This is a genomic window from Nakamurella sp. A5-74, from assembly GCF_040438885.1.
GTDB lineage: Bacteria > Actinomycetota > Actinomycetes > Mycobacteriales > Nakamurellaceae > Nakamurella.
Map to the genome: position 1 here is coordinate 4,009,659 of NZ_CP159218.1, position 19,942 is coordinate 4,029,600.

The window sequence follows — 19,942 nt, forward strand, 5'->3', positions numbered from 1 at the left end:
CCTGCTCGATCAGCGTCGGGTCCGCGGTCGTCGCTCACCGGGGCCGCGGCGGAGGTCGGTGCGCAGCCCTCTGCAGCGATGTCCGCGCCGGTGAGCCTGCGAACCGGCGCGGACGAGCGAAGCCTGTCGGAGCACCGGCCTCCGCCGCGGCGCCGGACAGGGGGTCGGCGGAATCAGCTGCTGGCGGCGCGCCGGCGGAGTTCGGTGGCGGTCTCGTGACGACCCTCCGCAGCGATCCGGCGGGTGCGCGGGCGCACCTCGTCGGTCACGTCCTGCAGGGTGGAGACCCGGTGCGCCTCGTCGGATCCTTCCAGCCCGGGTGCGAACACCAGCGACCGCGAACCGAGATCGAACACCGCACCCCGCGGGAGGGTGTGCAGCTTGATGCCGGACATCATCAGCGGCTGGGTGCCGGTGGCGGTGTAGGCGGTGGTGGTCAGCTCGGATCCGTCGAAGATCGTCACCACCCCACGGCCTTTCACGGTGAGCTTCCCGTCCGGTGTGACGATCGCGGCGGTGTCCTCATCGATGCCGATCCCCAGCTGCGCCGGGTTGGCGGCGACCAGCGCGAGCAACCGGCCGAACCGGTTCCGCTGGGTGAAGTGCTGGTCGACGATCGCTCCGGTGAGCAGCCCCAGCCCTTCGGAGATCTGACCGACGCGGAACTTGGGCGTCGCGCCGCCGCTGCCGAACGACACCATGTGCAGCGAGCAGATGCTCGCCCCCGCACTGGTTCCGGCCACCGCGGCGCCGCGCTCGTGCGCCCGCAGGATGGCCTCACCCAACGGCGTACCGACGATCAACGTTGCCAGCTTCACCTGGTTGCCACCGGTCATGAAGACACCGGTGCACGCGTCGATGGCCGCGATGATCTCCGCCTCGGCGGCCTGTGCGCGGGTCTCCGGGCGAATGCCTTTGACGTCCGCAGCACCCAGATTGGCGAACAGCCGCAGGTAGGCGTGCGTGACCTCGTCGCCGAGCGACGACGCCGTCGACAGCACCACGATCTTTGCGGAGGCCCCGCCGGCATGCCGGACGACCTCGCGAAGGATGGTCATCCGACCCAGCTTGTCCTCGGCGCCGCCGATGGGCATGACGACCCCCGGGACCCAGGGGTGCTCGGGTGTTGCAGGTGCGGTCATCCGAACAAACCTAGTCGTCGCACCGGAGGCGCCGGGTCACCGGGACCCGGCGCGCCCGGGTGGCGTCAGGCGTGGACCTGACTCGGTTCGACGCCCTGCGCCCGCAACCTGCGATTGCGCGCCAAGGACGACAGCAGCGCTGCACCGATGAACGCGACACCCACCAGACCGGTGATCACCTCGGGTACGTGCAGCCCGCCGACCGAGATCAGCAGGATGACGGCCAGAGCGAAGATCGCCCAGTGCGCACCGTGCTCGAGGAACACGTACTCGGACAGGGTCCCCTTGCGCACCAGGAAGATCGTCAACGAACGCACGAACAGGGCGCCGATGATGCCCAGGCCGAGCGCGATGATGATCGGGTCGGAGGTGATGGCGAACGCGCCGATGACACCGTCGAAGGAGAACGACGCGTCCAGGACCTCGAGGTACAGGAACAGGAAGAACCCGGCCTTGCCGGTGGCCTTGACCAACTTCGACGGGCGGCCGGACTTCTTGGTGACGGTGGTGGCCCCGCCCGCAACCGCGACCTCGTCGGCCGCTTCCCGGGTGGTGGCCTCCTCGTCGTCCTCACCGGAGGACTCGAAGAGTTGCCCGAGCCCGTTGACCGCGATGAACAGCACCATGCCGAGGATGCCGGCGACCAGGACGGTGTTGCGTTCCTCGCCCGCCGTGACCAGCTCGCCGGCAATCATCTTGTCCGTGGTGATCAGCGTCTCGGTGAGGATCACCAGCAGTGCGCCGGCGATGACGACGCTGAGCATGTCGAGCTTGCCGATCCTGGCCAGCGGCTTCTCCAGCCAGGACAGCCAGGTGATCTCGCGCTCCTCGAAGATGTAGCTCAGGAACAGCATCAGCAGGAACATCCCGCCGAACGACGCGATGATCGGGTGCGCACCGGTGAGCAGCGTCTCGTACGACGGTGATCCGTCGGCGAAGTACGCGGCGCCGTCCGCGGGCGGGTTCATCGCCAGGTCGAAGGCCCGCACCGGGTTGAGACCCGCCGCTACATAGACGATGAGCAGCGGCAGCAGCAGTCGCATGCCGAAGACCGCGATGACGATGCCGACGGTGAGGAAGATCTTCTGCCAGAACTCACTCATCCGCTCCAGCACGGTCGCGTTGATCACTGCGTTGTCGAAGGACAGCGAGACCTCGAGGATGCCGAGGATCAGACAGAGGGCCAGAGCGGTCCAGCCGCCGTAGACGAACGCGACGACGAGCGCCACGATCGACAGCAGGAAGGACCAGAAGAAGATCCGCATGGTCACGAAGTTGCCTCTGAGTTCAGGTCGGGGTGCGCACAGTGCGCACGAGGGTCTGAGTGCCGGACAACGTCGCCCGGCAGGGAGGAACGGCGACCGGATGGAACGGCGCGCAATGATTCCACAAGAGCAAACGCGCCCTGTTCGGGATTGGTTCCCGAACAGGGCGCGTCGGCCGGTGCAGCTGCAGTGACGTGCGTCAGACGTTGACGCCGAAATCCCGCGCGATGCCCGAAAGGCCAGAGGCGTAACCCTGACCGACGGCCCGGAACTTCCACTCGACGCCGGAGCGGTACAGCTCACCGAAGACCATGGCGGTCTCGGTGGAGGCGTCCTCGGAGAGGTCGTAGCGGGCCAGTTCGGTGCCGTTGGCCTGGTCGACGACGCGGATGAAGGCGTTGCGCACCTGACCGAACGACTGCGAACGGGCGTCCGCCTCGTAGATCGAGACGGGGAAGACGATCGAGGAGATCTCGGCCGGTGCTGCCTGCAGATCCACCTTGATGGCTTCGTCGTCGCCGTCGCCCTCACCGGTGAGGTTGTCACCGGTGTGTTCGACGGAGCCGTCCGGGGACTTCAGGTTGTTGAAGAAGATGAAGTGCTTGTCGGACAGCACCTTCTTGTCCTCGCCCAGCACCAGGGCCGAGGCATCGAGGTCGAAGTCGACCCCGGTGGTCGTCCGGACGTCCCATCCGAGACCCACCAGCACGGCCGTCAGGTTCGGGGCTTCCTTGGTCAGCGAGACGTTGCCGCCCTTGCTCAGGCTCACACCCATGTCTGCCAAATCCTCTCGTCGGTGGTTCATCGTGTCGACTGCTCGGTCCGGCGGCTGCCGGATCCAGCGACGATGCCGCCGGGAATCCCCCGGCCGCCGCGCCTGTCGGCTCGAGCACGCACTGTGCTCAGCTACCTGCGAGCGTACCGTCGCCGCGCCGAGTGCCATCAGGGAATGTCCCTGGTCCCACCCCCGAGGTGCACCGCTCGCCTCTTCCTCCGGTGCGGGAGCGAACTACGATCGGTCGTGATGACGAGCGCATGGTTCGGCGGCGGGACCAGCCGAGGAAGCGGTGCCGACCTGGATGCTGCCCGGTCGGCGATCGACGGCGCCGCGCAGGCGCTGCTGGACCTCGACACGCGTCAGGGGTACGTCGACGATGCGTTGCGGACGGCCAGGGAGTTCGCCGACCCGATGTCCACCGACGACCTGCAGCGCCAGTGGCGGACGATCACCGAGAAGTGCTTCGCCGCCTCGGCCGCCTACCTGGACGCGACGGCGAAGTTCCCGCTGGTCGACTCGATGGGCCGGGACAACCGCGTGCTGGACGTCGGCGCCGCCCGCCGCGCCTTCCTCGACGCGCACCGGGCGATGGCGGACGCCTCGACCGCGGTCGACTCCTTCTACCGGGCCCATCGGGAGCGGATCGACGCGGCGGCCAGGGCGGCCGCCGCAGTCCCCAGCCAGATCGCCGCGGCCCGCCGGGCAGCGAACAAGGTCGTGGAACAGGCCGGCGAGGTCGGCAGCGCGAACCCCGCCCTGCTGGACCTGCGCACCGTCACCGGGTCACTGGACGCACTGACCGCTGCGCTCGCGACGCTCGAAGCCGCCACCCATCCGCGGGCCCAGCAGACCGCTGCGCTGGCGGTGACCGAAGCGGCGGAACGTCTGAGCGCCGCTCTGGACGACGCCCCCCGACTGGCCGAGCGGGCGCGGTCGGCAGTGCCGTCCGTCCGCACCCGGCTGCAGGCTCTGGACACCCGACTCGAGCGGCTTCCGGTCGCCCAGTCGGCGTTGTGGCGGGAGTTCAACCAGGCCTCGTCCGCGGATCTCGCGCAACACCACCACCGCGCCGAGCACCTGCTGACCGAGGCCCGCAGCACGCTGACGGACGCCGAGCGGGCGATCGGCGACGGTGACCCCGAGTCCGCGCACGACGCCATCGACGCGGCCCGCCGGCTCGCGCACCAGGTGGACGGGCTGATCGACGACGTCACGCACCGGTTGGAGCGCCTGCGGGCGATCCGCGACGATCCCGGCCAGGCGGAGGCCAAGGTCCGCTTCTCGATCCGGGACGCCCAGCGCCTGGTCGTCGATCGCGGGCTGGCCGGCGAGTGGGGGTCGGTGCTGGACGCCCAGACCGCCCGGGTCGATCGCGCCGTCGCCGCCCTGCAGGGTGTGCATCCCGATTACTGGGCGCTCGTCCGGGAACTGGACGCGGTACACGACTTCGTCAGGGACGTCGTGGAACGAGTGCGACAGAGCGCCCGTCAGGGCGGCGCCGGACCCGGAGGTCGATGACGTGCGGCACTTCTCCCAGCTTCCCGCTGCCGCCTCGGGGGAGCTGTTCCATCGCGCGCCCGCTGAGTTCGACCGCGACTCCTCCCACCAGGTGTTGGCGCACGCGCTCGGCGCGACCCTCTACGTACCGGGAACGCGGGACGATCTGGCCGAGGTGATCGAGCGTCGGGTCGCGGCCGGCGTGCGGTCGATGGTGATCGACCTCGAGGACGCCGTCCGGGACGACGACCTCGCGCAGGCCGAGGACAACACGGTCCGGGCCATCGCCCGGCTGTCCGCCCGGCGGGCCGGCGCGCTGCTCTTCGTCCGCACCCGGGTCCCCGAGCAAATCCCACAGATCACCGAGCACCTCGGCAAGTACGGCGAGGCACTGACCGGGTTCGTCGCCCCCAAGTTCACCCCTGCCAACGCCGTCGCCTACCTGGACGCGACTGCCGAAGCAGCACAGCGCAGCGGCTCGCGAATGTTCCTGATGCCCGTGCTGGAGACCCCCGACCTGCTGTACCGGGAGACCAGAGAGCCTGCGCTGCAGGAACTCCGGGACATCCTGACGAGAAATCGGGACCAGATCCTGTGCCTGCGGCTCGGCGCCACCGACCTGTGCGGCCTGTACGGGATCCGCCGCGATCGCGACCTGTCGATCTACGAGGTGCAGATCGTCGCGGACCTGATCGGCGACCTGGTCAACCACTTCGGCCGGATGGACGGCACCGGACACGTCATCTCCGGACCGGTCTGGGAGTACTTCCGGTCGCAGGACCGGCTGATGAAGCCGCGCCTGCGCGCCAGCCCGTTCGAACTGCTGCGCGCCGGAAAACTCCGCGACCGGTTGCTCAAGGAGGATCTCGACGGGTTGATCCGGGAGATCGTGCTCGACCGCTCGAACGGCCTCACCGGCAAAACCGTCATCCATCCGACCCACGTGCCCGTGGTGCACGCGATGTCGACCGTCTCGCACGAGGAGTACGTCGATGCCCAGGCCGTGCTGGCAGCCGCAACTCCGTCGGCGCTGCAGACCGGATCCGCTGTGGCACAAGGCGGATCGTCCGGTGGGGTTGCCGCCTCCCAGTACCGCAACAAGATGAACGAGTTCCGGCCGCACCGCCGGTGGGCGGAGCGGATCATGCTGCGCGCCGAGGTGTTCGGGGTCCTCGCACCCGGTGTGACCGTGCCGCGACTGCTGGCCGCCGTGGAGTCCGTGTGACGCTGCACACGAACTCGGTGCCGACCCCCGGGCTACCGCAGATCGAGCTCGTCACCCGGTCGTCGCCGGTCGATCTGGACGTGTCCGACCTGATCTCGCTGGCCCTGCGGCACAACCCCAGGCGCGCACACCTGTGGGTGTCGAAGGTGCTCGGCAAGCATGTGGGTGTCCATCCGGACATCGCACTCGGCTGTGGTCGTCTGCTCGGCGGACTCGTCGATGCCCTGCTGCACGACCGTCCGGTGCCGGACCGGTGGGCTGCTGCCGCCGTCGTCGCCCTGTCGGACATCGACCCGTCCGCACTGGTCCGTGAGATTCCCTGTGCTGCAGTGCCTTCCGACGCACCGACCGTCACCTCCTGGCGGGGTGCGGACGGGCCGGTGGTGATCGGGTTCGCCGAGACAGCCACGGCGCTCGGCAGCACGGTCGCCGAAGCGCTCGGATCCAGGTTCTCGCTGCACTCGACCCGACGCCCGAGCGAACTCGTGCCCACGGCTGGCACTTTCGAGGAGGGCCACAGCCACGCCACGACCCACCTGCTGACGCCGTGGCCCTCGCACCGCCTCGCCGGCGGCGATCCGCTGGTGCTCGTGGACGACGAGCTCAGTACCGGTCACACCGCGCGCGCCACCATCGGGCAGCTGCACGCGCAGTTCCCCGGCCGGTCCCACTACGTCGTCGCGACGTTGGTGGACCTGCGTTCCGACGCCGATCGGGATGCCCTGCAGCAGTGGGCGGACGAGCAGGGCCTCCGGGTTGACGTGGTCAGCCTGGTCGCCGCGACAGCCGCCATTCCCGCCGATCTCGCGGTCCGAGCAGCAGCCCACATCGCGGCCCTGCATGCCATCACCCCCGAGGTGCCGCCGATCGAGACGGTGGAGGCGACCGACCTGGCACCGACCGCCCCCATCGCCGACCTGACCCTCGACTGGCCGGAAGGTCTGCGGCAGGGCGGACGCTTCGGGACCGCGGGCGGCAGTCTGCCCGCCCGACATCGGGCCGCGGCTCAGGCGGCAGCACGCCTGCGGGCCGCGCTCCCGGCAGCTGCCCGCAGGATCCTGGTGATCGGCACCGAAGAGTTTCTCTACCTGCCGTTGCTCATCGCCGGGCAGCTGGCGAAAGACCACGACGTGCGTTTCCAGTCCACCACCCGCTCGCCTGTCCATGCCGAACACACCGCCGGCTACCCGATCCGTCGACGACTGCGGTTCGGTGATCGGCCGGGCGGCAGCGCCGACGACGGTGAGGCGGCCCGTTTCCTCTACAACGCAGACTGGCCGGTCGCCGACGGCTGGACCGAGGAGGCCGATGCGATCGTCCTGATCTGTGACGACGCTCCGGCCGATGCGGTGAGAGCTGTTGCAACCCTGCAGATCCCGTACCTGGTGGCCCGATTGCCCGCCGATCGTCCGTGGCCGCCGGCACTGACCGGCCCGACCTTCGGCAGCTATCGCGGCGATGAGGTCAGCTGGCTGTTGACCGATCTGAGCGCGGCCGACCTGGAGGGCGCCGTCGGCGAGCGGGAGCAGCGGGTGCAGTCCGGTGCCGAGCACTACGCCGAATCACTGCCCGTCGAATATCAGCCGGGCCCGGAGTACACCGAGCTGTTCCACCGGATGCTGCAGACCTCGGCCGACCGGCTGGCCCTGGCAGTGGCTGCCCTGACCGAACTGGTGATCGCCGAACGCGGTGAAGAGCTGACCCTGGTGTCGCTGGCCAGGGCCGGGACGCCCGTCGGCGTGCTCATGCGTCGGTGGGCAGCGAGGCGTGGGCTCACACTCCCCCACTACTCGGTGTCGATCGTCCGTGACCGGGGGATCGATCCGGTGGCCCTGGAACACCTGGCCCGGCACCACGATCCGTCCACCGTGGTGTTCGTCGACGGGTGGACCGGCAAGGGCGCGATCACCGTGGAGCTCGCCCAGGCGCTGGAATCCTTCCGCGCTGAGACCGGGGCGCGCTTCGACCCGACGATCGCGGTGCTCGCGGATCCCGGTTCGTGCACGCCGTTGCACGGCACCCGCGATGACTTCCTCATCGCTTCTGCCTGCCTGAACTCGACGGTGTCCGGGCTGGTGTCCAGGACCGTGCTGAACCCGGACCTCACTTCGCCCCAGCAGTTCCACGGCGCGAAGTTCTACGCCGATCTCGCCGAGGTCGATCTGTCGAACACCTTTGTCGACACCGTTTCCGCGCATTTCGACGACATCGCAGCACGGGTGCCGTCTGCCCTGGCCGAACTGCAGGCCTCGGACCGGACGCCCAGCTTCGCCGGGATGGCCGCCGTCGAACAGGTCCGGCAGCGATACGGTCTGCCGTCGGTCAACCTGGTGAAGCCTGGAGTCGGCGAGACGACCCGGGTGCTGCTGCGCCGGGTGCCGTGGAAGGTGCTCGTCCGCGAGCCGGATTCACCCGATCACCTGCACATCCGCCTGCTGGCCGCAGACAGAGCCGTCCCGGTCGAACACGTCCCCGATCTGCCCTATGCCTGCATGGGGCTGATCCGACCGATCGGAAGTACATGAGCGACACGATGGTGGTGACCGACCTCGACCGCACGCTGATCTACTCGAACTCAGCCATGGACGTGCGGGTGCCGGACGCCGATGCCCCCACGCTGGTCACCGCGGAGTTCCACGAGGGCAAGCCGCTGTCGTTCCTGACTCTCGCTGCGGCGCAACTGATCTGGCGGTTGCCGGCCGACGTCCTGGTTCCGGCGACCACCCGGACCGTCAAGCAGTACCGGCGGATCTCCCTCCCCCGACCGCCCGGGCGGTACGCAGTCACCAGCAACGGCGGGACGATCCTCATCGACGGTCGACCCGACATCCGATGGACGGCCCAGGTGCGTCGCGACATCGCTGCGGCCGCCGACGGGGCGGAGATCCTGGGCCGGTTGATGCCGCTCACCGAGCAGGGCTGGGTGCGATCGGTGCGATCGGCGGACGAGTTGTTCTACTACCTGGTCTGCGAACGGGCGGACGGCTACCCGGACGGCTTCATCGACGAACTCGCAGAGTGGTGCGCGGCCCGCGAATGGCGGATCTCGGTGCAGGGCCGCAAGGTCTACACGCTGCCGGTGCACCTGAAGAAATCCGCTGCGGTGCAGCGTGTTCGGGAGCTGGCGGGCACTTGTCGGCTGCTCGCGGCCGGCGATGGAGCGCTCGACGCCGACGTCCTGGAGATGGCCGACGCCGCCATCCGGCCCCGGCACGGTGAGCTGTGGGAGCAGGGCTGGCAACACCCCGGCGTCACCCTCACCGACTCGAGCGGCATCCTGGCCGGCGAGGAGATGGTCCGCTGGTACGCCGCGGAGTTGGGCGTCTCCTGACCCTGCCCGACAGGGTCTCGACGCGCTCGTCCCTCGCTTGCTCGACCAACGGAAAATGACGGTCACCGCATGGTCGCTCGACCAACGGAAATTGTCGGTGATCGAGCGAGGAACGAGTCGAGATCCCGTCGTCATTCCGCCGGTCTCGGCCGTCAGCCGAAGAACGGTGCCGCGGCGGCATCCTTGGCGGAGACCTGGTCGGTGTCGGTGACGTCGACCGGGATCGGCCACTCGACTCCGAGACCGGGATCCAGCGGCGAGTAGGCGACGCCGACCATCCCGGGCGTCCACTCACTGGTGAAGCAGTAGAGGTACTCGCAACCGTCGCCCGACGTGGCCTGGAAGGCGTTGCAGACCCCGGCCGGCACCAGCACCTGGGTACCGGGGCGCAGCGGTACCTGCAGCACCGTGCCACGGGTGGGTGAGTCATCGCGGGCATCGAGGTAGACGCCGAACGCCTCCCCGGAGATGCAGGCGATCAGCTTGACCATCGCCTCGCCGTGCAGCCCGCGGATCGCCCCCCGATGGGTCCGGGTGACGTTGATCTGCTCCCAGGTCCGGCCGGCCGGCAGCATCCCGGAGTAGGTCGACATCCGGAAGAACTCCCGGATCGTGCCGCGACCGTCGGTGATCTGCTTCTGGGTGATCAGGTGCACACCGTCGATGGCGGTGTCGCTGATCCGGAGGTCTACGAGGTGCGGAAAGGGCCGCGGATCGCTCACCCGGCCATCATCCCATGACCCCGCCGGAGCCCGTCGACTACCGTGTGAGTCGTTCGAGCCTGCTCGGCTGCATCTCGGCCGCCTCGAGCACGCGCTTCCCCGTCACCCACCACGAAGGACAGCCCCGCACCCCGATGGCCAGACCCGACACCTCGCCCACCGGCCCTGCTGCGACCGACCCGACCACCGGCACCTCACTCGGACACGTGCTCGACCTCGTCCGTCAGGCGATCCCGCCGATCCATCGTGGCGGTCGGCCGCTGGTGCTCGGTGCCGCCGGCATCACCCTGCTGACGCGCACCCTGCTGCGCCGGGTCGGACTGCGTCGGACAGGCGGGGTGGTCGGCCGATTCGGTCTGGCCGGCACCGCCGCGACCGCGCTGTTCTTCCGTGCTCCGGCCAGGGTGGCTCCCGCCACTCGCAACGCCGTCGTGGCCGCCGCTGACGGACTCATCGCCCTGGTCGACGAGGCCGTCCCGCCGATCGAGCTCGGCCTCGAGCCGGGCCCGCGGCCGCGGGTGTCGGTGTTCCTGTCGCTGCTGGACGTGCACGTCCAGCGGGTCCCGGTGGAAGGTGTCGTCACCAAGATCGCCTACCGGCCCGGCACGTTCCTCTCGGCGGATCTGGACAAGGCCTCCGAGGACAACGAACGCAACAGCATGCTGATCGCGGCGCCGGCCGGGGAGGTGGTGGTCACCCAGATCGCCGGCCTGCTGGCCAGGCGCATCGTCTGCGACCTGAAACCGGGCGCAGCGGCCCACCTCGGCAGCACCTACGGCCTGATCCGGTTCGGCTCACGGGTGGACGTCTACCTGCCGGTCGGCACCGAGATCGTCGTCCGCCCGGGCCAGCGCACCATCGGCGGCGAGACGCTGCTCGCCGTGTTGGACGGCACGCCCACGTGATGAGAGCCCTGGCGGCGCCGCCCGGGATCAAGTTCCTGCCGAACGCGATCACGGTGCTCGCGCTGTGCGCCGGGCTCACATCGGTCAATTTCGCCCTCCGCGAGCGATGGTTCCTGGCCGTCGTCATGATCGCCACCGCGGCGGTGCTGGATTCGCTGGACGGACCTGCTGCCCGGTTGCTGGATGCCTCCAGCCGGATCGGCGCCGAACTGGATTCCCTGTCGGACTGTGTGAGCTTCGGGATCGCGCCGGCCTTGGTGATGTTCCTGTGGGCGCTGGACGACAATCCGCTGGGCTGGGCGTTCTGTCTGGTCTACGCCGTGTGCACGACGCTGCGTCTGGCGCGGTTCAACTCGGCGTTGGACGACGAAGCTCCGCCGGCCTGGTCCAAGCTGTTCTTCACCGGAATCCCGTCACCGGCCGGCGCGCTGCTCGCGCTGCAACCGCTGAGCCTGGACGTCCGCCTCGGCCATCCGGATCGACCCGAGGGTGATTTCTGGTGGACCAACTCGTGGGTGATCGGGATCTGGCTGGTGCTGATAGGGATCCTCATGGTGTCGAAGGTGCCGTCGATCGCGCTGAAGAACGTCTTCATCCCGGCAAGGTTGATCCTTCCCTCGCTGATCCTGCTGGTGATCGCCGTAACGGCGGCGTTCTACGAGCCGCAGATCATGTTCGCGCTCGGGTTGTTCGTCTACGTGGCGCACCTGCCGTACGCCGCCTGGAAACGGCGCCACCTGCGGGAACACCCCGAACTGTTCGAGGACCCCACACGTCGCCGCGCCCGGGCACGAGCTCGTCGCAACAATCGCATGCGGCCGCGGATCCCGGGCAAGGTGCGCGTGGCCGGCCGCTACCGCGACGGGCGGCCGCTGCCCCGCGCCGCCCGGCCCCGACCGGTGGCCGACCAGCCGGACCGCCCGCGGCCGCTGGGACGTCGGCGCTTGCGCTGAACACTCTCGGGAACTGCCGCGCCGACGACCGCGAGATCTGATGGAGTGGGGCGATGGCCCCAGAGTTTTTGCCGGTTCCCACCGTCCGCCCCGGCGATCGGATCGCCGTCGTGTCGCCGTCCTTCGCCGCTCCCGGCGTCGCACCGGCGGTGCACGAGCAGGCGATGCGGCGCCTCGAGGAAGTCTTCGGCCTCGTCCCGATCGAGTACCCGACCACCCGCCAGGTGGGTGCGAGTGCCCGGGACCGGGCTGCGGACCTCAATGCGGCGTTCGCCGACCCGTCCATCCGAGCGGTGCTGTCGACGATCGGCGGGGAGGACCAGATCACCGTCGTCCCACACCTCGACGCTGCCCTGGTGCGGGCAGATCCCAAGCCGTTCATCGGCTACAGCGACAACACGAACATCCTGAACTGGTTGTGGGGCAACGGGATAGCAGGCTTCTACGGGGGTTCCACCCAGGTCCAGCTCGGCCCCGGCCCTGGGCTGGACCCGTGCCACGAGGCGTCGCTGCGGGCAGCGCTGCTGACCGGCGAGCGACTCCAGATCGCCGATCCAGGGGAATCGGAGGACATCGGCAAGGACTGGGCCGATCCCGCTGCGCTCACCGAGTTCGGCGATCGGGAGCTCACCGAGCCCTGGACCTGGGCCGGCCCGACCCGCTCCGTCACCGGACGAACCTGGGGCGGCTGCATCGAGGTGCTGCAGTGGATCCTCACCGCGGGCCGTTTCCCCCCGGATCCGGCGGTGCTGGCCGGCGGCGTGCTGCTCCTGGAGACGAGCGAGGAGTTGATCGCGGCCCGGGAGTTCGGCTGGATCCTGCGGTCGTTGGGCGAACGTGGGCTGCTGGCTGCTGTCGGCGCCGTAGTGGTCGCACGTCCACCGACATCGAGTTTCGAGGTGGTGCGATCCTCTGCGGAGCGCGCGGCGCATCGCGCAGAGCAACGCGACGTCGCGGTGGACATCATCGGCCGCTACCACCCGGAGGCGGTCGTCTGCGTCGGGGTGCCGTTCGGTCACACCCGTCCGCAGTGGGTGCTGCCCCACGGCGGGACGATGACGGTGGACGGTGCTCGGCAGGAGATCTGGGCCGACTACCGCTGAGCCCCCGGAGGTGTCGTTCAGTCGGGCGGCTCCGGCAACAACGCGCGCAGGGTGTCGATGGTGTCGGCCTCCGCCGCCGGCTTCCCCTCGTCACCGACGCGGTAGCGCTTGACCCGCGCGAACCGCAGCGCGACACCGCCCGGATAGCGGGAACTGCGCTGGACGCCATCGATCGCGATCTCCACCACGGTGGTCGGCTCGATGAAGACGGTGCCGGCGGTGCGCCGGGTCTCGATCTGCGGGAAGTACTCGGTCTGCCAGCGGAGGATCTCGTCGGTCAATCCCTTGAACGTCTTGCCCAGCATGACGAATCCACCCGGCTCGCCAAATCGCCCGTCCGGATCGCGGGCGCCCAGATGCAGGTTCGAGAGCCAGCCGGAGCGTCGGCCGTAGCCCCACTCGGCGGCCAGCACCACCAGGTCGTAGGTGTGCACGGGCTTCACCTTGATCCAGTCGGAGCCACGCCGGCCGGCCGCGTAGGGTGCGTCGATCGACTTGACGATCACCCCTTCGTGCCCGGCGGCGATGGCCTCGCGGAACGTCTGCTCGGCCGCCTCCGGATCTGTGGTCGGCACCGAGCGCACCACGGCCGCGCCGGCGATCTGCTCCAGCACCGCACGCCGCTCGCGCAACGGCTCGTCGATCAGGTCGCGTCCGCCCGCGTGCAGGACATCGAAGAACTGCACCTGCAGGGAGGCCTCCCGGGCCGCTCGAGCACCGAAGCGACTCATGGTGTCCGCGAACGGACGGGGCGCGCCGGATTCGTCGAGGGTGAGAGTCTCCCCGTCCAGGATGAGATCGCCGCCGGGGAACGTCGACACCAACTCGACCAGCTCCGGGACCCGCTCGGTGACGTCCGCCAGGCTGCGGGTCCAGGCGCTGACCACGCCGGCCACCCGATGCACCTGCAAGCGCGCGCCGTCAAGTTTGTACTCGACCACTGCCCCACCGATCTGCTCCACCGCTGCCGCAGCGCTGGGCGCCGAAGCAGCGAGCATCGGGAGCACCGGAACCCCCGGCACCAGTCCGATCGTGTCCAGGGGATCGCCGTGAGCAGCTGCGATCGCCACCACGGCCAGGTGGCCGCTGAGCATCGCTGCCCGCCGGACCTGCGCGACCGGCGCCTCGAACGCACGGGCCACCGCATCGGTGACCAATCCCTGCAGAGCGCCCGTCCGCACCTCGCCGACGATCACCCGGGTGATCAGCTCCTGCTCGACGGCCGGGGCCCTGGCCAGCAGCTCTCCCAGGATCTGAGCGCGCCGGGTGGTGGACCCCGACCCGGTCCCGACCGTGGCCGACAGCGCGGTGAAGGCGGCGTCCACATCGATCAGCGCCAGGCTCGGGGCGGCGGCGGGCTCGGGCATGGCGGACTGCAGCGAGCGATAGCCGATACCGAGTCGGCCCTGGCGCGGCTTTCCGAGCAACAGCCCGATGAGCACCGGGAGCTCGTCGATCGCGCAGACCGCGAGCAGCTCCGCGATGGCGGCGATCTTCGCGGTCCGGGAACGGGTCACGGTGACGGCGTCCAGGACGCGCACCAGCTCGGCGACCAGCAGTTGCCGGCCGCGAACGTCGGGGTGCGTCATGCGGTCGATCCTGGCAGGGGCCACCGACAACGGGGGCCGTGGAGCCGGTCAGGCTTCGGGATCGATCCCCAGGCGCCGCATGGAACGGGCCTGCTGGCGCGACTTGCGCATCCGGCGAAGACGACGGACCAGCAGCGGATCGTGGGCCAGCGCATCAGGATTGTCGATGATCGCGTTGAGGACCTGGTAGTAACGCGTCGGTGACAGCCCGAACATGTCCTTGACGGCCTGTTCCTTCGCGCCGGCATACTGCCACCACTGGCGCTCGAACTGCAGGATGTCGCGGTCTCGCCGGGACAGGCCGCCGGAGGAGTCCTCCGCTGCGGGTGATGCTGCAGAAGGACTCGTCATCCGTGTGCCCTGGCCTCTCGATATCGCTGCCACCATCCGGCGGCCCGTCTACAGGCACGACCGGACTCCCGCACAGGGAATCACAGCCGTGTCATTCGTTCCACGATCCCATCACGATCGGCCCATCCCGTCCACCCGTCCCGGAGTGTCGCAGACCGGCGCGTCCGGGCATCTGCGCAGGCGAGGGACCGTGTGACTGGTGGGAATCCTGAGTCGGATGGGACTGCCGGGGCCCGCATCTGCCGACTGATGGCACGCTGTCCAGGACTGGACGACGGGCCGGCGCCATCTTCTGGCGCGACGGCACCGAAAGGGCGCGACGGCACCGAAAGGGAGCGACTCCGTGACCGAGCAACTTCCCCCGGTGCGTCCGGTTTTCGTACTCCACCGTCACCGCAAGCCGCGCCCGCATTTCGACCTCCGACTGGAGGAGAACGGGGCGCTGCGGTCGTGGGCGGTGCCCAGAGGCCTTCCGGTGGATCACCAGCACGATCGACTCGCCGTCGCGGTCGGCGACCACGACCTCGAGCACGCGACGTACACCGACGCCGACAAGGACATCGCCGACCACGGATGGTGGCAGCTGCTCGACCGCACCGACCGGCGCTTCGTGTTCGAGTTGCACGGTGAGCGGGAGGTCGTGCGCTACGCGCTCATCGACACCGGACGCGATTGGCTGCTGCACCGGACCAAGGAGCAGCCGGAGGGATGAACCCCGCCCAGGACGCCCGGATCGGCGCGGACCCGAGCTCCGCTCCCTCCGATGTGCGCACGCGGCTGTGCGCACGAGAGGCGTACCGACCGGATCAACCCAGCAACGACGGCAGCAGCTCGACGACGGTTGTCCAAGCCGGCGACCCGACGTCGATGAGGGCGAAGTGGTCTCCCTGGATCTCGTGCAGCACTGCGGTGTCCCCGGCGGCGGTAGCGGCCGCGACGTAGTCGACGCTCTGGTCGAGCGGGACGTTGCCGTCCTGATCACCGTGCACGCAGTGCACCGGAATGCCCAGCGGCAGCTGCCGGGTGGGGTCCGCGATCCGGTACCGGTCGGCCACGTCGCCGGGCTCGCCGCCGAGCAGGTCCTGGACCGCGGTCCCGCCGACGCCGCCCCGGACGGCCTTCTCCAGGTCGAGCACGCCGGCCTGCGAGACGACCCCGGTCAGCGCGACGGAACCAGCGGCGAAGTCCATCGGCGAACCTGATCCCAGTGCCGGACGAGCCGCCGCCCAGGTGGCCAGGTGGCCACCTGCCGAGTGTCCGATCGCCACCACCCGCGCAAGGTCGAGCGCACCGTGCGCGCCCGAGGACGCGATACCGGCCAACGCGTCGATCCCGGCGGCGATGTCGTCGAAGGTGGCGCTCCACCCGCCCCCGTCACCCACCCTGCGGTACTCCAGGTTCCAGGCCACCCAGCCACGCGCGGCGAGGTCGGCCGCCAGCGGCGTGCCCAGGTCGAGCCCGTAGGCCGCGCGCCAGAACCCCCCGTGGATGACGACCGCGGTGCCGGGCCTGCGGGTGCCGGTGGGCAGGTGCAACTCGCCGAACTGCGAGGGGTCGGAACCGTACGGGATCCGGATCGGGTCGCCGGGCCGGGCAGACGCAGTGTTCATGCTTCCAGCTGTACCCGCCGCAGACCGATTGCTCACCGTCGCCCCCGAGCCGGACGCCGCGCCGCACGCAGCCAGCACCGGCGCGACCAGCGCGGACCCCAGCAGCGTTCGTCGGCTGAGTCCGCTGCCCGGGTCGGACGATGGCTTGGTGCTCGACATGCGATGCCCCGATCCGATCGCCCCACGGCGATCACGACCGTCATTCGGAGGCCTCCGGCGCCGCAACGGGTCCGTAGGCAGTCAGGAGTCGGCGGCCCAGCTCCGCCAGCGCTGTTCTGACCTCAGGCGGACCCGTCACCTCCGCGACCGCGCTCCACCCGGCCAACTGCTCGGCCAGCGCATCGACGCGATGGGCAGTGACCGTCAATCGGACCCGCCCGTCGGGCTCGGGCGGACCGACCGCCCGTTGGACGGCTCGATCGCCCAGCACGTCGGTCATCGGCCCGACGGCCCGCGCTGCAACCAGCACCTCGGCTCGCACCGCGTTCCGCAGCGACTCCACCTCGTCGACCGCGACCGCCCAGCTCGCCCTGGCGTCGAAGTCGGCCGGCCAACCACCGGGTTCCTGCGTACCCACCAGATCCGCCATCCCCTGCACGCGATGCATCCTGGCCCGGGCGACGTCCGCCACACCGTCGGCGCCGGCGGGCGCCGCGAGCAGGTACCACTGCTCACCCCGCCGGGCGACCACGAGCGGCACCACGGCAGGCGTGGAGACCGGTGGGTCTCCGGAGCGCCAGCGCACGAGTCGCCGGCGGACGATGGCCGATCGCAGGACCGGGACCGCCGGCGGCGTCCGGTCGTCCCGTCCCCAGCGGGGCCCGACCACCTGAGCTGCCGCCGCACGCTCGGCGCCGGCGCGGAAGGTGGCCGGCAGAGCCTGCAACAGCTTGGACACCGCCGACGAGACCTCTCCCGGAGAGCCGCCCAGCTCGCCGAACAGGGCGAACAGCGCCTGCGCTTCGGGCTCGGTCAAGCCGGTGAGGTCGGTTCGTGCGCCGCCCACCAACGCCCAGCCACCGCCCCGACCTCGCTGGGGATACACCGGAACCCCGGCGCTCATCAACGCCTCCAGATCTCGGCGGGCAGTGGGCACGGAGACCTCGAGCTCTGCCGCCAGGGCTGCCGCGGTGATGGCGGGTCGCGACTGCAGCATCAGCAGCACCCGGATCAACCTGTCTGCGCGCATCCGCTGATTCTGGCCGTAGAAGCGATCATTTGGTGATCACTTCAACGAGCACCATGGGAACTACCGCGGATCGACCGCGAGAATCATTCGAAGGAGAACCCCATGTTCCGTGGACTCGCCAACCTCAACCTCGTCACCGACGACATCCCGGCCGCGATCGCCTGGTACTCCTCGGTGCTCGGCGCCGCCCCCTACTTCGTCCGACCCGAACAGGGTGATCCGCAGTACGCGGAATGGCGTTTCGGCGACGACGAGGACGAGTTCGCGCTCATGCACTCCACGTTCCGGCCCGTCCTCGCCGAACCGGGCGGGGCGCTCGTCTCGATGCACGTCGACGACATCAAGGCCTCCTTCGACCGACTCCTGGAACTCGGCGCCACTGCCCACGACCCGGTGACGCCGCGCGGTGGCGGATTCATCTCCGCATCGGTGGTCGACCCGTTCGGCAACCTGATCGGTCTGATCCAAAGCCCGCACTGGGCGGCCGCCCACGCCTGAGATGTCATGCGCTTCGACCGGCGGTTCCGACGCTCACAGCACGGGCCGCTGCCGCCCGTACCCGGTGACTGCCTCGAATCCCTTGGCCAGGCCGAGCAGCTCGTCCTCCGCGCGGTGCCGGCCGACGAACTGCACTCCGATCGGCGTTCCCGCCGCGGTGAAACCGGCCGGCATCGAGATGGACGGATGTCCGGTGACGGTCACCGCGCAGACTGCCTGCATCCAACCCAGGTAGTCGGGCTGCTGTTGTCCCGCAACCACTTCCGGATACTCGATCTCGGCATCGAAGGCCGCCAGCGGCGTCACCGGCAGGATGAGCGCGTCGTATCCGCCTTCGCGGTCGAGGAACGTCCGCATCCGATGGAACAGCGCGGTCCGGTGGATGGCCGCCGCACCGACCTGTGCCCCCGTCAGCTCCCGGCCGGCGAGCATGTTCGCGTACAGGCTCTCTCTTACCTGGCTGCGATGCTCGTCCAGGAACGTGCCGAGGGTCGCTTCGAACTGCCAGGCCCGAAGGGTTCGGAAGCACTCGTCCGCGCCGGAGAAGTCGGGGCTGATCTCCTGGATCTCCGCACCGGCGCGCGCCGCGGAAGCCGCTGCGCGCCGGACGATGTCGGCGATCTCCGGCTCCACCTCGACCGCGCCTCCGAGGTCGACCGAGAAGGCGATCCGCTTGCCCTGCAATCCGCTCGATGGCACCACAGCGAACTCGGATCCAGTGCGCTCCAACGATATCGGCGACCGAGGATCCGGACCGGCCATCACCGACAACAGCAGCGCCAGATCGTCCACGGTGCGGGCCATCGGGCCCTGCACGCTGAATCCCGCATATCCGTCCGCAGCCGGATGGACCGGCACCCGACCCGCCGACGGCCGCAGTCCGATCACGTTGCAGTAACTCGCCGGCAGTCGCAGCGAGCCGCCGAAATCGTTGCCGTCGGCCAGCGGATGCATGCCCGCTGCGAGTGCGGCGGCGGCCCCACCGGACGATCCGCCGGCCGTCACCGACAGGTCGTAGGGATTGCGGGTGATCCCGAAGACCCGGTTGAAGGTGTGCCCACCGGCGACGAACTCCGGGACGTTCGTCTTGCCCAGCGTGACGACCCCGGCAGCCTTGAGCCGTTCGATCACCAGGTCGTCCGTGTCCGGCACGAAATCCGCGCGCGCTTGCGAACCGAAGGTGGTGCGGATCCCGGCCGTCAGGTGATTGTCCTTGTGCGCCATCGGGATCCCGTGCAGCGGACCCAGCCACTCACCGTGGGCGGCAGCCTCGTCCGCAGCGGTCGCCTGTGCCATCGCGCGATCGGCGACCAGGGTGACGATCGCGTTCACCCGCGGGTTCGTCTGTTCGATCCGCTCCAGGTGCGCCGCGAGCACCTCGCGGGCCGAGATCTCCTTGCTGCGCAGCGCGGCCACCAGCGCGGTGGCCGTCCACTCGTGCAGCGGAACCTCGGCACTCGCGTCGGGCTGGTCCATGGGCTCCAGCCTGCCCCACTCGGGCATCAGAGGAGTTGGGCACTGTGTGACAAAGGAGGGGATCTCGACTCGTTCCTCGCTCGATCATCGGCACGATCTCGACTCCTCCGACCCTCTCCACCTCGTTGGCGCTCGGCTGGGCAGTTCGCTCAACCGCCGGCGATTCCGGTGGTCCCGGTGTCTCGACGGCGGTGACCGCGAGGGGTGGTGTGCCGGGTCAGGGAGTGGCTCGGGCATGGGCGGGACCCCGCTCGTGAGCCTGCGAACGCGCGGGGCCCGCCGGGCGGGACCCGGCACACCACCACTCG

The 19,942-nt window shown here is 69.8% G+C and carries 18 protein-coding genes; 9 read left to right on the plus strand and 9 right to left on the minus strand.

The window, feature by feature from the left end; all coding sequences use genetic code 11:
* Positions 1-173: 173 nt before the first annotated feature.
* The 3 genes from ABLG96_RS18385 to ABLG96_RS18395 form a co-directional block, all read right to left on the minus strand.
* Positions 174-1,142, minus strand: a complete 969-nt coding sequence (locus ABLG96_RS18385) for a cyanophycinase (protein WP_353648766.1) — start codon at positions 1,140-1,142, stop codon at positions 174-176.
* 65 nt (positions 1,143-1,207) lie between these two features.
* Complete coding sequence (locus ABLG96_RS18390; RefSeq protein ID WP_353648767.1) at positions 1,208-2,413, minus strand: DUF475 domain-containing protein; 1,206 nt, start codon at positions 2,411-2,413, stop codon at positions 1,208-1,210.
* Between the two features lie 193 nt (positions 2,414-2,606).
* Positions 2,607-3,182 (minus strand): TerD family protein, encoded by a 576-nt coding sequence (locus ABLG96_RS18395; RefSeq protein WP_353648768.1) that lies wholly within the window; start codon positions 3,180-3,182, stop codon positions 2,607-2,609.
* Positions 3,183-3,431: 249 nt separating this feature from the next.
* On the opposite strand from ABLG96_RS18395, the gene ABLG96_RS18400 reads away from it, so the two are divergent.
* From ABLG96_RS18400 to ABLG96_RS18415, 4 genes are read left to right on the plus strand one after another with little or no spacing between them, the layout of a single operon-like run.
* On the plus strand, positions 3,432-4,703 hold the full coding sequence (locus tag ABLG96_RS18400; protein WP_353648769.1) for a hypothetical protein: 1,272 nt from the start codon (positions 3,432-3,434) through the stop codon (positions 4,701-4,703).
* 1 nt (position 4,704) lies between these two features.
* Positions 4,705-5,907, plus strand: coding sequence for an HpcH/HpaI aldolase/citrate lyase family protein (locus ABLG96_RS18405; RefSeq protein WP_353648770.1), 1,203 nt, complete (start codon positions 4,705-4,707; stop codon positions 5,905-5,907).
* Positions 5,904-8,432, plus strand: a complete 2,529-nt coding sequence (locus ABLG96_RS18410) for a phosphoribosyltransferase domain-containing protein (protein WP_353648771.1) — start codon at positions 5,904-5,906, stop codon at positions 8,430-8,432. Before ABLG96_RS18405 ends, ABLG96_RS18410 begins: the two co-directional genes overlap by 4 nt.
* Positions 8,429-9,238: an HAD family hydrolase gene (locus ABLG96_RS18415; RefSeq protein WP_353648772.1), complete on the plus strand. Its 810-nt coding sequence runs from the start codon at positions 8,429-8,431 to the stop codon at positions 9,236-9,238. Before ABLG96_RS18410 ends, ABLG96_RS18415 begins: the two co-directional genes overlap by 4 nt.
* Before the next feature lie 152 nt (positions 9,239-9,390).
* Here ABLG96_RS18415 and rfbC read toward each other — a convergent pair whose 3' ends face one another.
* Positions 9,391-9,960: a dTDP-4-dehydrorhamnose 3,5-epimerase gene (rfbC, locus tag ABLG96_RS18420; protein ID WP_353648773.1), complete on the minus strand. Its 570-nt coding sequence runs from the start codon at positions 9,958-9,960 to the stop codon at positions 9,391-9,393.
* Between the two features lie 134 nt (positions 9,961-10,094).
* Here rfbC and ABLG96_RS18425 point away from each other — a divergent pair, with 134 nt between their 5' ends.
* Genes ABLG96_RS18425 through ABLG96_RS18435 form a run of 3 tightly spaced genes read left to right on the plus strand, consistent with a single transcriptional unit; the run spans position 10,095 to position 12,921 of the window.
* The gene (locus tag ABLG96_RS18425) at positions 10,095-10,865 is read left to right on the plus strand and encodes a phosphatidylserine decarboxylase (protein WP_353651581.1); all 771 of its coding nucleotides are present in this window, start codon (positions 10,095-10,097) and stop codon (positions 10,863-10,865) included.
* On the plus strand, positions 10,865-11,818 hold the full coding sequence (locus ABLG96_RS18430; RefSeq protein ID WP_353648774.1) for a phosphatidylcholine/phosphatidylserine synthase: 954 nt from the start codon (positions 10,865-10,867) through the stop codon (positions 11,816-11,818). Before ABLG96_RS18425 ends, ABLG96_RS18430 begins: the two co-directional genes overlap by 1 nt.
* A 53-nt stretch (positions 11,819-11,871) precedes the next feature.
* A complete protein-coding gene (locus ABLG96_RS18435) occupies positions 11,872-12,921 on the plus strand; it encodes a S66 peptidase family protein (protein ID WP_353648775.1) in 1,050 nt (349 codons plus the stop codon).
* A gap of 17 nt (positions 12,922-12,938) precedes the next feature.
* Here the strand turns inward: ABLG96_RS18435 and ABLG96_RS18440 are convergent, their stop codons facing one another.
* Both ABLG96_RS18440 and ABLG96_RS18445 read right to left on the minus strand, forming a co-directional pair.
* Positions 12,939-14,510: an ATP-dependent DNA ligase gene (locus ABLG96_RS18440; RefSeq protein ID WP_353648776.1), complete on the minus strand. Its 1,572-nt coding sequence runs from the start codon at positions 14,508-14,510 to the stop codon at positions 12,939-12,941.
* Between the two features lie 48 nt (positions 14,511-14,558).
* Positions 14,559-14,861 carry a DUF3263 domain-containing protein gene (locus ABLG96_RS18445; protein WP_353648777.1) on the minus strand — a complete coding sequence of 101 codons (303 nt, stop codon included), beginning with the start codon at positions 14,859-14,861 and terminating at the stop codon, positions 14,559-14,561.
* Between the two features lie 343 nt (positions 14,862-15,204).
* On the opposite strand from ABLG96_RS18445, the gene ABLG96_RS18450 reads away from it, so the two are divergent.
* The gene (locus ABLG96_RS18450) at positions 15,205-15,573 is read left to right on the plus strand and encodes a DNA polymerase ligase N-terminal domain-containing protein (RefSeq protein ID WP_353648778.1); all 369 of its coding nucleotides are present in this window, start codon (positions 15,205-15,207) and stop codon (positions 15,571-15,573) included.
* A gap of 94 nt (positions 15,574-15,667) precedes the next feature.
* Here the strand turns inward: ABLG96_RS18450 and ABLG96_RS18455 are convergent, their stop codons facing one another.
* Entirely contained in the window at positions 15,668-16,471 is an 804-nt protein-coding gene (locus ABLG96_RS18455; protein WP_353648779.1) for an alpha/beta hydrolase, read from the minus strand.
* A gap of 199 nt (positions 16,472-16,670) precedes the next feature.
* Positions 16,671-17,660 carry a WYL domain-containing protein gene (locus tag ABLG96_RS18460; protein ID WP_353648780.1) on the minus strand — a complete coding sequence of 330 codons (990 nt, stop codon included), beginning with the start codon at positions 17,658-17,660 and terminating at the stop codon, positions 16,671-16,673.
* Between the two features lie 102 nt (positions 17,661-17,762).
* Here ABLG96_RS18460 and ABLG96_RS18465 point away from each other — a divergent pair, with 102 nt between their 5' ends.
* Entirely contained in the window at positions 17,763-18,158 is a 396-nt protein-coding gene (locus ABLG96_RS18465; RefSeq protein ID WP_353648781.1) for a VOC family protein, read from the plus strand.
* Positions 18,159-18,191: 33 nt separating this feature from the next.
* Here the strand turns inward: ABLG96_RS18465 and ABLG96_RS18470 are convergent, their stop codons facing one another.
* Positions 18,192-19,634, minus strand: coding sequence for an amidase (locus tag ABLG96_RS18470; RefSeq protein ID WP_353648782.1), 1,443 nt, complete (start codon positions 19,632-19,634; stop codon positions 18,192-18,194).
* Positions 19,635-19,942 lie beyond the last annotated feature (308 nt).